The following is a 12,525-nucleotide window of genomic DNA, read 5'->3' as shown; positions in this document are numbered from 1 at the left end:
ACTCGCGACGCCGGTTCGATGTGTCCCGGGGGTGGGTCGGGCAGGCTGGACCCATGATCACCGTCGATCGCCTCACTGTCTCCTACGGCGCGTTCACCGCCGTCGACGACGTCAGCTTCGTCGCCCAGCCAGGCCGGGTCACCGGCTTCCTCGGGCCCAACGGCGCCGGCAAGTCGACCACCATGCGAGTCATGGTGGGCCTCACGCCGGCCACCCACGGCCGGGTCACCATCGGTGGCCTGGACTACCACGACATCCCCAACCCCGGTCGCCACGTCGGCGTGCTGCTGGACGCCTCGGCCCAGCACGCCGGACGCACCGGCCGGGAGATCCTCACCATCGGCGCCAAGACCATGGGCCTGCCGGACTCCCGGGTCGACGAGCTTCTCGAGCTCGTGGGGCTGACCTCCTCGGAGGCCAAGCGCCGGCTGCGCAACTACTCCCTCGGGATGAAGCAGCGTCTCGGCATCGCCCACGCCCTGCTCGGCGACCCCTCGGTCCTGATCCTCGACGAGCCTGCCAACGGTCTCGACCCGGCCGGCATCCGCTGGATGCGCGGCCTGCTCAAGGGCTACGCCGACCGCGGTGGCACGGTGCTGCTGTCGAGCCACTTGCTGCACGAGGTCGAGCTGATCGCCGACGAGATGATCCTCATCGGTCACGGCCGGATCGTGGCCCAGGGCGACAAGAAGACGCTGCTGGCCGCGGCCGGCGACGGCGCCGCCATCACGATGGTGACCTCCCTCGACAACGCCGCGCTCGGCGCGGCGCTCGAGCGGGCCGGTCACGTCGTCGAGCCGGCCGGCGACGGCCTCAAGGTGAACACCACGACCGAGCAGGTCGGCCGGGCTGCGCTCGAGGCCGGTGTCGTGCTGACCGACCTCCGCTCCGGCGGCGCCGGCCTGGAGGACCTCTTCCTCGAGCTCACCTCCGCCACGGCCCGGGAGGGCCTGGCGGCTCCCACGACGATCCAGGAGGTGCAGTGATGACTGCTCCCGCCCAGCCCACCCTCACCCTGGACGTCAGCAGCACCCCGCGGACGCCGTTCCTGCGTCTGGTCGGCGTCGAGGTCCGCAAGACCTGGGACACCCGGGCCGGCGTCTGGCTGCTCGGCACCATCGTCGCCATCACCGCACTGGCCATGGTGATCTTCTTCGCCGTCGCGGACGCCGACGACCGGGTCTTCGGCAACTTCGTCGGGTTCGCCGCGACCCCGCAGGGCTTCCTGCTCCCGGTGCTCGGCATCTTGCTGGTCACCACGGAGTGGTCCCAGCGCACCGCGATGGTCACCTTCGCCCTGGAGCCCTCGCGCACCCGGGTGATCGCCTCCAAGGTGGTGGCCGCCCTGATCTGGGGTGCGGGAGCCTTCGTCGCCGCGGTGGTGATCGCGACCCTCTTCACCCTGGTGGGCGGGGCGGACGGGAGGTTCGCCGACCTGAGCCTGACGGTGTTCCTGCTGTTCTTCGCGTTCCAGCTGCTGACCATCCTGCAGGGCCTCGCCTACGGCCTGATCCTGCTGAACACGCCGGCGGCCATCGTGGTCTTCTTCGTGCTCCCGATCGCGTCGTCGATCATCTTCGGCACGATCAGCGGCCTGCACGACGCCGCCCCCTGGCTCGACCTGGGCACCGCCCAGTCGCCCCTGCTCGAGGGTGAGTTCGAGCTGAGCGGGAAGGAGTACGCCCAGCTCGGCGTCACCTCGCTGATCTGGATCGTGCTGCCGTTCGTCGCCGGTTGGATCCGGGTGATGCGCGCCGAGGTCAAGTAGCACCCGCCCCGGCCCTTCGCCGAAGGTTGCCGGACACGTCACCGTGGCGGGGCCCGCGCGTAGCGGGCTCCGCCACGGCCCGTGACCCTGGGCCCGTGGGCGGTGCGCAGGGCGTTGGCGGCCGCTCGATAGGTTGGGCGCCATGACCACTCGCGAGGACGGCCGCGCCGACGACGAGCTGCGCCCCATCAAGATCACCCGGAACTGGCTCGATCACCCCGCCGGCTCGGTGCTGGTCGAGTTCGGCAGGACCCGCGTGCTGTGCGCGGCGTCCGCGTCCGAGGGTGTTCCGCGCTGGCGCAAGGGCTCCGGGCTCGGCTGGGTCACCGCCGAGTACGCGATGCTCCCCGCCGCCACCAACACCCGCTCCGACCGCGAGTCGGTCAAGGGCCGGATCGGGGGCCGCACTCACGAGATCAGCCGTCTGATCGGCCGCTCGCTGCGCGCCGTCATCGACGACAAGGCACTCGGCGAGAACACCATCCAGATCGACTGCGACGTGCTCCAGGCCGACGGCGGCACCCGCACCGCCGCCATCACCGGCGCGTACGTCGCCCTCGCCGACGCCTGCGCGAAGCTCCGGGTCCCTGCCGCGCTCACCGGCTCGGTCGCCGCCGTCAGCGTCGGCATCATCGACGGCACCCCCCGCCTCGATCTGCCCTACGTCGAGGACGTGCGCGCCGAGACCGACATGAACGTCGTGATGACCGGCGACGGCAAGTTCGTCGAGGTCCAGGGCACCGCCGAGGGCGCCGCCTTCGACCGCGCCGAGCTCGACGCGCTGCTCGCGCTCGCCGAGAAGGGCTGCGCCGACCTGACCCGCATGCAGCGCGAGGCGCTCGGCTCGTGAAGGTGCTCGTCGCCTCCCGCAACGCCAAGAAGCTCGAGGAGATGCGCCGCATCCTCGCCGATCACCTGTCCTCGGTCGAGGTCGTCGGCCTCGACGACGTGACGCCCTTCGACGAGCCGGTCGAGGACCAGCCGACCTTCGAGGGCAACGCGCTGCTCAAGGCCCGCGCCGGCGTCACCGCCACCGGCCTGCCCACCCTCGCCGACGACTCCGGCCTGTGCGTCGACGCGCTCAACGGCATGCCGGGCGTGCTCTCCGCCCGCTGGTCCGGGCCCCCGAAGTCCGACGACCGCAACAACCAGCTGCTGCTCGCCCAGCTCCACGACGTGCCCGACGAGCGTCGTACGGCGCACTTCGCGTGCGCGGTCGCCGTCGTCCACCCCGATGGCCGCGAGCTGGTCGTCGAGGGCCGGATGGACGGCCACGTCATCCGCGAGGCCCGCGGCAGCGGCGGCTTCGGCTACGACGTGCTGTTCGTCGCCGACGAGTACCCCGGTGTCACCACCGCGGAGCTCACCCGCGAGGACAAGGACGCCGTCTCGCACCGCGGCAAGGCGCTGCGCGAGGTCGCACCACTGGTGGCGGGCCTGCTCGGCGGACCCTGAGCCTGACCTTGCCGAGCGTGGGCAAGGTTTGCCCGACGCTCGGCGAGGATGAGCGTGGATCGACGACGTGGACGGCTCGTCGAACCCGAGGTGCCGAAGGCGGGACTCGAACCCGCACACCCGAAGGCACGGCATCCTAAGTGCCGCGTGTCTGCCAGTTCCACCACTCCGGCGTGAGCGGGACGAGTCTAGATGAGCAACTCCAAGCTCTCGCACGCCGAGCCCCACCCAGCATCCACGTCGGCTGCGTTGCCGACGCTCGACGTGCGCCCAGCATGCCCTCGCGCCGACGCCTTGCCGACGCGGCGCCGAGCGGCGCTCAACGCACGACCCCTTGGAGTTGCTCATCGAGGCCGGGCGCGGGCGATTGCCGCCTCGGGGGAGCCCGGGCAGGATCGGGCCATGACCATCGAGCTCGACGCCCTCATCGCGACCTACGAGGATCTGCACCGCCACCCCGAGCTCGGCCGGCAGGAGCGGCGCACCGCCGGCATCGTGGCCGACCAGCTCCGGGCCCTCGGGTACGACGTCACCACGGGCGTCGGCGGCACGGGTGTCGTCGGTGTGCTCCAGCGGGGCGAGGGCCGTACGGTCCTGCTGCGCGCCGACATGGACGCGCTGCCGGTGCGCGAGGACACCGGCCTGCCGTACGCCAGCACCGCGACGGCCACGAACGCCGAGGGCGAGACGGTGCCGGTGATGCATGCCTGCGGGCACGACATGCACACCGCCTGCCTGCTCGGCGCGGCGGCCGAGCTCGCCGACGACGAGGGCTGGCAGGGCCGGTTGCTGCTGGTCTTCCAGCCCGACGAGGAGGGCGGCGGCGGGGCGCGGGCGATGGTCGACGACGGCCTGTTCGAGCGGTTCGGCACGCCGGACGTCGTGCTCGGCCAGCATGTCGCGCCGGTACCGGTCGGCGTGCTCGGCCTCCGGTCGGGCCCGGCGTTCGCGGCGTCCGACGCGCTGCGGGTCACCCTGCACGGCTCGGGCGGCCACGGCTCGCGTCCTGAGGCCACCGTCGACCCGATCGTGATGGGCGGCGCGCTCGTGCAGCGGCTGCAGACGGTGGTCTCGCGCGAGGTCGCGGCCACCGACACCGTCGTGGTCACCGTCGGCTCCTTCCACGCGGGCGTCGTGCCGAACGTGATCCCCGACAGCGCGGTGCTCGGGCTGAGCATCCGGACCGCCGATGAACGGGTGCGCGCGAGCGTGCTGGCCACGGTCGAGCGGATGGTCCGGGCCGAGGCGGCGGCCGCCGGGGCGCCGAAGGAGCCCGAGATCGAGGTGCTCAACTCGTTCCCGCCCGTCGTCAACGACGCGGCGGCCAGCGATCGGGTCCGGGAGTCGTTCGCCGCCGCGGCCCGGTGGATCGTGGTCGACCCGGGGCCGGTCACCGGCAGTGAGGACGTCGGGATCCTGGCCGATGCCGCCGGCGCGCCCTGCGCCTACTGGCTGCTCGGTGGGGCCGACCCGGCGCTGTTCGCCGGCGCGACGACGGTCGAGGAGATCCGCAAGGTCGTCGCGGACCTGCCCTCGAACCACTCGCCGCGCTACGCCCCGCTCGCCGGTCCCACGCTGGAGTCCGGGGTGGCGGCGCTGGTGGTCGCGGCCCGGTCCTGGCTCGCCTGAGCCGACCGCTCCGAGGCCGCGCCGTAGGCGTAGACGCACATCAGCGCGACGAACGGCCAGACCGCGCCGAGCACCACCGACGGCACGACGTTGAGGACCACGAACGGCAGCGGGACGACCACGAACAGCAGCGCCGCCACGACCGCGCCGACGGTGGTGAGCAGCAGCAGGCCGAGGGCCAGCACCGGGATCAGGGTGCCGACGGAGTGCCGGATCAGCCGGATGCTGCGAGGCAGTCCGGCGAAGCCGCCGCGCCGCTCGAGCACCACGACGGGGACGAGCAGCACGCCGGCCGTCAGCGCGACGAGGGCGAGCGGCGCGAGCACGATCGAGGTCGTGAGGCCGACCACGAGCAGCGCGGTCACGAGGACGGCCGGCAGGCCGGCGGCGAGGCGACGCAGGCTCACGCCGTACGCCGCGCGCAGGCCGACCCGCGCGTGCAGGCCGTGGGTGTCGAGGGCCTGGAGGACCACAGCCAGCGCGCCTGCCGAGACCGGCAGGGACAGCACGCCCAGCAGCACGGCCAGGCCGCCGAGCCAGCCCGGGACCGCACTCGTCACGGCGACGCCCTGCAGCACCGCCGCCAGGACGCTCAGCAGCGCCGGGGGTGCCATCGTCCGGGCGAACAGGGCCGGTCGCTGCCGCAGCACCTCCAGCGACGCCGCGACCACCTGGCCGCTGGACCGCCCCGCCCGCAGGGGCAGGCTGGTCGTCGTCCACGGCGTACGCCGCACCAGCCAGCCGGCGACCAGCATCGCCGCCACCAAGACGACCAGCCCCCGCCACGGCGCGTCCACGTAGCGCCGGAACAGGTCGCTGCCGCGCCCGACCAGGTCGCAGTAGGTCTCCGCGACCGCGTTGCTGCTCGCCGCCCCGCCGGGGAGGGCGATCGACGAGGCGCGTGCCTTCGCCGACCAGGTGAACGGCTTGGTCCAGGCCTGCTTGCGGTTCGGGCCGGTCGGTCCGTCGTAGAAGCGCTTCGGGCCGACCTCGCCGTAGTGGCCCTCGTAGGTGATCCACGGGTACGCCGCGCGTGCCAGCTCGGGGTCGGACGGGATCGACCTCACCGCCGGCCGGATGACGTCGTGGTCGCCGGCGGTCGTGTCGCAGCCGAACCCGGTGGCGGCGCTGTTGCCCATGAAGACGCCGGCCGAGAACTGGCTGGCATGCGAGCCGGCCGAGACGTACACGACCGGATGCGTGTCGTCCTCGACCTCCAGCTTGTCGTCGCCCCAGGCCGCCTTCTCCGCGCCGTAGTGTTGGGAGTAGACGGCGAGGACCGGCTCGATCTCCTCGGCCAGGGCGGTCGCGGCGTCGGGCGCCTCGAACTCGAGCTGGATCCGCTCCCAGTCGGTCTCGTGCTTGTTGTTGTAGTCGTTGAACGCGTAGAAGAAGAAGTACTGCAGCGCGATCCGGTCGCTCACGCCCTTCTCGGTGGCGACGTGCGCGTAGATCGTCGGCTCGGTGCCGCGCCACTGGCGCTTCGCCCAGCGCTCGTAGTCGCATCCGGGAGCCAGCGGGTTGCCGGGGAGGTCGAGCTCGTAGCCCGGCAGCCCGGGCGCCAGATCCTCGGCGGAGGGCCCGACTCGCACCAGGTCCCGCGGCGTCCACGGGCCCCGGAGGGCCACGGTGGGGTTGTCGAAGAGCACCTCGACCTCGCTGGGCGGGTATGCCTCGCCCGGACCGCACGCCTCTTCTTGATGCACCAGGTTGAGCACGGGTGCGAACCGCTCGGCGAGCGCCGCCTCGGCCGCGGCGCCCGGGTCGGTCGGCGCGCCCACGGCCGGGGTCGGGCCGTCGTCAGCGTGTGCGGGCCCCGCGGCGACCAGGGTCCACAGGAGTGCGGCCGCGAACGCCCCGATGGCTGCCTCGGCGCGTCCGTTCACCGACTACTCCGTCCAGTGCCAGTCGCCGAGGATCTCGTCGAACTTGGTGAGCACGTCGTCGTCGCCGTCCTTGAGCGAGACGGTGATGGAGTACGCCGTGTCCCCGCTGATCACGAGGTAGGAGCGCTGGGCGACGTCGATGCCGTTGTCGTTGGTGCGGGTGATGTCGACCCCGAGCGCGTTCTCGCCGCCGATGGTGGTGTCGTCGATGTCGGTGGTGTACGCCGTGTCGTCGTCGGAGGTGAGCGCGGACTTCCAGTCGTCGGCCAGGTCGGCCGGGTCGGTGCTGCCGTAGGACGACTGGGTCTCCACGATCACGTTGCCGCGCGCGGTGTTGAAGGTCGCGCCCCAGATGAACACCCGGTCGAGCGTGCTCAGGCCCGGGTTCTGCGCGGTGAAGTCGTCGGTGCCGTCGATCCAGCCCTTGGGCAGCCCGACCTCGTAGCCGGTGCCGGTGGCGGCGTTGCCGCTCGGCTTGTCCGTCTTCTTGTCGGTCGACTCGTCGGTCGGCTCGTCGGTGCTCTCCGAGCCGGTGTCGGTGGTCTTCGACGTCGGGTCGTCGGCCAGCTTGTCGTCGTCGCTGCCGGCGATCGCGATGATGCCGATGATCCCGGCCACGACCACGACCAGCGCGACGGCGATGGCCGCGACGATGAAGCCGGTGCTGGACTTCTTCCGCGGCGTCGGCTGCGACCACGAGGCCTGGCCCGGAGCGGGGTACGACGGCGGTCCGGGCTGGTGCGTCGGCGAGACGATCGGCGGCTGCTGGCCGGGCGCCGAGAACGGCTGCTGGACCGGCGAGGTCATCGGCTGGTGGACCGGCGAGGTGAGCGGAGGCTGGGTCGGCGCGGTGCCGCCCGGGCCGTGGCTGGGCGGGGCGGACGTGCCGGCGTCGGGGTCGAGCCCCTCGACGAGCGACTCGGGGACCTTGCCGAGCGCGAAGCCGAGGACCGCGATCGCCCACTGGCAGCCGCGGACGTCGGCACTGCCGCGGTCGCGGGCCAGCCGCTGCCCCGCCGACTCGACCGCGTCGGCCGGGTTGGCGCCGCTGTCGAGCATCGTGACCAGGCCGTCGAGCGCCCCGAGCCGGACCGCGTCGGTGAGCAGGTTGATGGTGCCGCTGGAGGCCTGGCCCTCGTCGAGGTAGTCGTCGAGAGAGCCGCGGAACGCGGTCGCGTCGCGGAACAGCGCGGTGCCGTGGTCGCGGGCGAGCTCGGCGAGCGACTGGTGCAGCTTCATCGGGTGTCCTTCAGGTACGGGTCAGGTACGGGGAGGGAGGGTCAGGCGGGCGGGACGGGGAGCCCGAGGTCCCGGCGCAGCTTGGCCACGTGACCGGTCGCCTTGACGTTGTACTGCGCCAGCTCGACGGTGCCGTCGGTGTCGATCACGAAGGTCGACCGGATGACGCCCTCCACGAGCTTGCCGTAGAGCTTCTTCTCGCCGTAGGCGCCGTAGGCCCGGTGGACCGCCAGCTCGGGGTCGGCGAGCAGGGTGATGGTCAGCCCGTCGCGCTCGCGGAACTTCGCCAGCTTGGTCGTGGTGTCCTTCGAGATGCCGACCACGGTGTACCCGGCGCCCTGGAGCGCGTCGAGCGAGTCGGTGAAGTCGCAGGCCTGCTTGGTGCAGCCAGGAGTCATCGCGGCCGGGTAGAAGTAGACGATCACCTTCCTGCCCTGCTTCAGCAGGTCGTACAGGTCGACCTCGCCGCCCTGGTCGGAGGCGAGGGAGAAGTCCGGGGCGCGGTCGCCCGCTGCCAGCCTGGTCTGGTCGCTCAAGGGGTTCTCCTGACGCGGTGATGCTGTTGCAAGCAGCATGCAATAAGGTGGTCGGTGCTCGTGACCATCTAACTACCCCGGTGCCGGGCGTCCGAACACCGGATCGAGTGGAGGAGCAACCATGCACGTCCCCGACGGCTTCCTCGACGCCCCGACCTCGGTCGCGACCGGCGTCGTCGCCGCGGCCGGCGTCGGCATCGCGCTGCGCAAGGCGCGCGCCGAGCTCGACGACCGCACCGCACCGATGGCCGGCCTGGTCGCCGCCTTCGTGTTCGCGTGCCAGATGATCAACTTCCCGGTCGGCGCGGGCACCAGCGGGCATCTGCTCGGCGGCGCCCTCGCCGCCGTCCTGGTCGGACCGTGGACCGGCGCCCTGTGCATCAGTGTCGTCCTCCTCGTGCAGGGCCTGTTCATGGCCGATGGCGGCCTGACCGCGCTCGGCACCAACATCACGCTGATGGGCCTGGTCGGCGTCTTCGTCGGGTACGGCGTGTTCCGGATCGTGCTGAGCGTGCTGCCCCGCAGGATCGGCTCGGTCCCGCTCGCCGCCGCGCTCGGCGCGCTGGTGTCGGTACCCGTCGCGGCGACGGCGTTCACCCTCCTGTTCGCCATCGGCGGCACCGCCGACATCGCCACCGGCAAGGTGTTCGCCGCCATGGTCGGCTGGCACACCGTGATCGGCATCGGCGAGGCCGTCATCACCGGCCTGGTCATCAGCGCCGTGGTCGCCGCGCGACCCGACCTGGTCCACGGCGCCCGCGGACTCGCCCGGAGACGGGCGCTGCTCACTCCGGGGGAGGTCGTCGCGTGAAGAGCCGCCGCTTCCTCCTGATCGGGCTGTTCGTCGCCCTCCTCATCGCCGGTGTCGGCAGCTACTACGCCAGCAGCCACCCCGACGGCCTGGAGTACGTCGCCCACCAGACCGGCTTCCTCGACTCGGCGAAGGACCCGGTCGACACCGGCAGCCCGTTCGCGGACTACAGCACCAGGGGCGTCGACGACGCGCGGCTGAGCGGGGGGATCGCGGGCGTGGCCGGCGTCCTGCTCAGCCTCGGCATCGGCGGTGGGCTGTTCTGGGTGCTGCGCCGCCGCACCCCGGTCGAACAAGAGCAGGACTGAGCCGTGGGCGCGGGGCACGGCCACCGGCTGCACTTCCACGGGCACTCGGTGGTCCATCGCGCCCCGGCGCACCTCAAGATCCTGCTGCTGCTCGGCTTCGTGCTGACGGTCGTCGCCACGCCCCGCGAGTGGTACCCGGTCTTCGGCGGCTACCTGGCGCTGCTGCTCGGCGTGGTGCTGCTGGCGCGGGTGCCGCTGACCTATCTGCTGCCGCGGATGGTCGTCGAGGTGCCGTTCCTGGTCTTCGCCGCGCTGATGCCGTTCGTCGCCGAGGGCCCGCGGGTCGGCGTACTGCTCGGGGGGTGGGAGATCTCCCTGTCCGAGTCCGGGCTGCTGGCCGCCTGGGGACTGGTCGCCAAGGGCACCCTGGGCGTGCTGGCCTCGCTCACCCTGGCCGCCACCACCGAGCCGACGGAGGTGCTGCGGGGGTTGCAGCGGCTGCGGATGCCGGATCTGATCGTGCAGATCATGGGCTTCATGATCCGCTACCTCGACGTCGTCACCGGCGACCTCGGGCGGATGGTCACCGCGATGCGCTCGCGCGGCGTCGACCCACGCTCGCCGCGGCACTGGCCGGCACTGGCGCGTACGCTCGGCGCGTTGTTCGTGAGGTCGTACGAGAGGGGGGAGCGGGTGCATCTGGCCATGCTGTCCCGGGGGTACGACGGAAAGCTGCCGGAGGCTGTGCGATGACGCCGGTGCTCGACGTCCGGCGCCTCGCCTTCGCCTATCCCGACGGCCACCAGGCCCTCTTCGGCGTCGATCTCCACGTCCACGGGGGCGAGCGGGTGGCCCTGCTCGGGCCCAACGGCGCCGGCAAGACCACGCTGGTGCTCCACCTCAACGGCATCCTGTCCGGCGAGACCGGCCACGGCGAGGGCAGCGTCGCGGTCAGCGGCCTGCCGGTGACCAAGCGGAACCTGCTCGAGATCCGGCGCCGGGTCGGCGTCGTGTTCCAGGACCCCGACGACCAGCTGTTCATGGGCTCGGTGCGCGCCGACGTCGGCTTCGGCCCGGCCAACCTCGGCCTCAAGGGCGCGGCGCTCGACAGGCGCGTGATGGACGCTCTCGAACAGGTCGGGATGGCCGACTTCGCCGACCGCCCGCCCCACCACCTCTCCTTCGGCCAGCGCCGCCGGGTCGCGGTCGCGACCGTGCTCGCGATGGAGCCGGAGATCCTCGTGCTCGACGAGCCGAGCTCCAACCTCGACCCCGCCTCGCGGCGCGAGCTGGCCGACATCCTGCGCAGCCTCGACGTGACCCTGCTGATGGTCACCCACGACCTGCCCTACGCCCTGGAGCTGTGTCCGCGCGCCGTGGTGCTCAGCGCCGGCCGCGTGGTGGCCGACGGGAAGACCTACGACGTGCTCACCGACGAGGCCCTCATGCATGCCCACCGGCTGGAACTCCCGTGGGGGTTCGACCCACGTGCGGTCCCCATTGATAGCCTGCCCCGGTGAGTGAGACTCCCTCTGACATCGAGCGCGAGATCGAGGAGGCCCGTGAGCGCCTCGCGGGCACGATCGACCAGCTGCTGTACCGCTCGCACCCCAAGACCGTCGTGAGCCGCGAGGTCGCCCAGGTGAAGGCGCACTACGTCGACCCCGCCACGGGCGAGCCGCGCACCGACAACATCCTCAAGACGGTCGGCGGCGTCGTCGGCGTGATCGCGCTGTTCGTCGTCCTGCGCAAGATCACCCGCTGACCTGCCGAGGTAGCAGCCTGTGTCCGACAAGACCCCCATCAAGATGCTGCACGACCGCATCCTGTGCGAGGCCGACAGCGAGGCCGGCGAGCGCCGGTCCTCCGGCGGCATCGTCATCCCCGCCACCGCCGCCATGGGCGCCCGCCGCCTGGCCTGGTCGCGTGTGGTCGCGGTCGGGCCCCACTGCCGCTCGGTGGTGACCGGCGACAAGGTGCTCTACGACCCCGACGACAAGGCCGAGGTCGAGGTCTCCGGCGAGGTGTACGTCGTCATGCGCGAGCGCGACATCCACGCGGTCGCCGCCGACCGGCTCGGCGACGAGGCGGCCGGCCTCTATCTGTAGACCCCACGGTCTAGCCTCGTGGCCATGTCCGTCGAGGTGGAGAAGCGCGGTCCCGTCACCGTCGTCACGCTGTCGCGGCCCGAGGTGCGCAACGCCGTCGACGCCGAGCACGCCCGGCTGCTGACCGAGGCGTTCACGGCGTTCGACGCCGACGAGAGCGCCTCGGTCGCGATCCTGTACGGCGCGGGCGGGGTCTTCTGCGCCGGCGCCGACCTCAAGGCGGTCGCCGAGGGCCGGGTCGAGGTGGGCGCGCCCGGTGCCGGTCCGGACGCCGGTCCCGCGGGCATGGGGCCGACCCGGATGCTCCTGTCGAAGCCGGTCCTCGCCGCCGTCGAGGGATACGCCGTCGCCGGCGGTCTCGAGCTCGCGCTGTGGTGCGACCTGCGGGTCGCCGACCCGACCGCCGCGTTCGGCGTCTTCTGCCGGCGCTGGGGCGTGCCGCTCATCGACGGCGGCACCGTCCGGCTGCCGCGGCTGATCGGCCACTCCCACGCTCTCGACCTGATCCTCACCGGACGCGAGGTCGGCGCCGAGGAGGCGCTGCGGATCGGCCTGGCCAACCGCGTCTCGGCGCCCGGCGCCGTGCTCGAGGAGGCGGTGGCGCTGGCCACCCGGCTCGCCGGCTTCCCGCAGACCTGCCTGCGCGGGGACCGGCTGTCGTCGTACGGACAGCACGGGCTGGGCCTCGCGGACGCCCTGGCCCTGGAGTGGGAGCACGGGCTGCGTTCCCTGGACGCCGATACGCTCGCGGGGGCGACGCGGTTCGCCGGCGGAGCCGGTCGGCACGGCGCGTTCGAGGACTGATACGAGGGACAGGGGGACGACGGTGGTCAACGGCCCGGGAC

General features: G+C 72.5%; 15 protein-coding genes and 1 tRNA gene. 12 read left to right on the top strand and 4 right to left on the bottom strand.

All coding sequences use genetic code 11. The features are described 5' to 3' along the window. Positions 1 to 53: 53 nt before the first annotated feature. The 4 genes from ACUP6Y_RS16560 to rdgB all read left to right on the top strand — a co-directional run bounded on the left by ACUP6Y_RS16560 (position 54) and on the right by rdgB (position 3,223). Positions 54 to 986 carry an ABC transporter ATP-binding protein gene (locus ACUP6Y_RS16560; protein WP_462551906.1) on the top strand — a complete coding sequence of 311 codons (933 nt, stop codon included), beginning with the start codon at positions 54 to 56 and terminating at the stop codon, positions 984 to 986. Continuing rightward, positions 986 to 1,768: an ABC transporter permease gene (locus ACUP6Y_RS16555; protein WP_462551905.1), complete on the top strand. Its 783-nt coding sequence runs from the start codon at positions 986 to 988 to the stop codon at positions 1,766 to 1,768. Before ACUP6Y_RS16560 ends, ACUP6Y_RS16555 begins: the two co-directional genes overlap by 1 nt. 142 nt (positions 1,769 to 1,910) lie before the next feature. Then, entirely contained in the window at positions 1,911 to 2,618 is a 708-nt protein-coding gene (gene rph / locus ACUP6Y_RS16550) for a ribonuclease PH (RefSeq protein WP_462551904.1), read from the top strand. After that, on the top strand, positions 2,615 to 3,223 hold the full coding sequence (gene rdgB / locus ACUP6Y_RS16545) for an RdgB/HAM1 family non-canonical purine NTP pyrophosphatase (protein WP_462551903.1): 609 nt from the start codon (positions 2,615 to 2,617) through the stop codon (positions 3,221 to 3,223). Before rph ends, rdgB begins: the two co-directional genes overlap by 4 nt. 91 nt (positions 3,224 to 3,314) lie before the next feature. Here rdgB and ACUP6Y_RS16540 read toward each other — a convergent pair. Continuing rightward, positions 3,315 to 3,396: transfer RNA gene (locus tag ACUP6Y_RS16540), tRNA-Leu, on the bottom strand. Positions 3,397 to 3,625: 229 nt separating this feature from the next. Here ACUP6Y_RS16540 and ACUP6Y_RS16535 point away from each other — a divergent pair. Continuing rightward, positions 3,626 to 4,852 carry an amidohydrolase gene (locus tag ACUP6Y_RS16535; protein WP_462551902.1) on the top strand — a complete coding sequence of 409 codons (1,227 nt, stop codon included), beginning with the start codon at positions 3,626 to 3,628 and terminating at the stop codon, positions 4,850 to 4,852. On the opposite strand, the gene ACUP6Y_RS16530 is transcribed toward ACUP6Y_RS16535, so the two are convergent. From ACUP6Y_RS16530 to bcp, 3 genes are read right to left on the bottom strand one after another with little or no spacing between them, the layout of a single operon-like run. Continuing rightward, the gene (locus ACUP6Y_RS16530; RefSeq protein ID WP_462551901.1) at positions 4,774 to 6,738 is read right to left on the bottom strand and encodes a hypothetical protein; all 1,965 of its coding nucleotides are present in this window, start codon (positions 6,736 to 6,738) and stop codon (positions 4,774 to 4,776) included. The genes ACUP6Y_RS16535 and ACUP6Y_RS16530 overlap by 79 nt on opposite strands. Before the next feature lie 3 nt (positions 6,739 to 6,741). Beyond that, positions 6,742 to 7,977 carry a hypothetical protein gene (locus ACUP6Y_RS16525; RefSeq protein ID WP_462551900.1) on the bottom strand — a complete coding sequence of 412 codons (1,236 nt, stop codon included), beginning with the start codon at positions 7,975 to 7,977 and terminating at the stop codon, positions 6,742 to 6,744. A gap of 41 nt (positions 7,978 to 8,018) precedes the next feature. Next, positions 8,019 to 8,513: a thioredoxin-dependent thiol peroxidase gene (gene bcp / locus ACUP6Y_RS16520; protein ID WP_462551899.1), complete on the bottom strand. Its 495-nt coding sequence runs from the start codon at positions 8,511 to 8,513 to the stop codon at positions 8,019 to 8,021. 121 nt (positions 8,514 to 8,634) lie between these two features. On the opposite strand from bcp, the gene ACUP6Y_RS16515 reads away from it, so the two are divergent. The 7 genes from ACUP6Y_RS16515 to ACUP6Y_RS16485 are packed head-to-tail and all read left to right on the top strand — an operon-like array spanning position 8,635 to position 12,484. Then, positions 8,635 to 9,324 carry an energy-coupling factor ABC transporter permease gene (locus ACUP6Y_RS16515; RefSeq protein ID WP_462551898.1) on the top strand — a complete coding sequence of 230 codons (690 nt, stop codon included), beginning with the start codon at positions 8,635 to 8,637 and terminating at the stop codon, positions 9,322 to 9,324. Further along, on the top strand, positions 9,321 to 9,632 hold the full coding sequence (locus tag ACUP6Y_RS16510) for a PDGLE domain-containing protein (protein ID WP_462551897.1): 312 nt from the start codon (positions 9,321 to 9,323) through the stop codon (positions 9,630 to 9,632). The genes ACUP6Y_RS16515 and ACUP6Y_RS16510 overlap by 4 nt, the downstream gene beginning before the upstream one ends. 3 nt (positions 9,633 to 9,635) lie before the next feature. Next, entirely contained in the window at positions 9,636 to 10,325 is a 690-nt protein-coding gene (gene cbiQ / locus ACUP6Y_RS16505; protein WP_462551896.1) for a cobalt ECF transporter T component CbiQ, read from the top strand. Beyond that, a complete protein-coding gene (locus ACUP6Y_RS16500; protein ID WP_462551895.1) occupies positions 10,322 to 11,092 on the top strand; it encodes an energy-coupling factor ABC transporter ATP-binding protein in 771 nt (256 codons plus the stop codon). Before cbiQ ends, ACUP6Y_RS16500 begins: the two co-directional genes overlap by 4 nt. After that, positions 11,089 to 11,337 carry a DUF3618 domain-containing protein gene (locus tag ACUP6Y_RS16495; protein WP_462551894.1) on the top strand — a complete coding sequence of 83 codons (249 nt, stop codon included), beginning with the start codon at positions 11,089 to 11,091 and terminating at the stop codon, positions 11,335 to 11,337. Before ACUP6Y_RS16500 ends, ACUP6Y_RS16495 begins: the two co-directional genes overlap by 4 nt. A gap of 19 nt (positions 11,338 to 11,356) precedes the next feature. Further along, entirely contained in the window at positions 11,357 to 11,680 is a 324-nt protein-coding gene (locus ACUP6Y_RS16490) for a GroES family chaperonin (protein ID WP_462551893.1), read from the top strand. Positions 11,681 to 11,704: 24 nt separating this feature from the next. Further along, on the top strand, positions 11,705 to 12,484 hold the full coding sequence (locus ACUP6Y_RS16485) for a crotonase/enoyl-CoA hydratase family protein (protein ID WP_462551892.1): 780 nt from the start codon (positions 11,705 to 11,707) through the stop codon (positions 12,482 to 12,484). The last annotated feature ends 41 nt before the right edge of the window (positions 12,485 to 12,525 follow it).

The sequence above is a fragment of the Nocardioides sp. S5-5 genome (genome assembly GCF_054954065.1).
The sequence above is the reverse complement of the archived record's forward strand: the minus strand, read 5'-3'. Positions and strand labels throughout refer to the sequence as shown.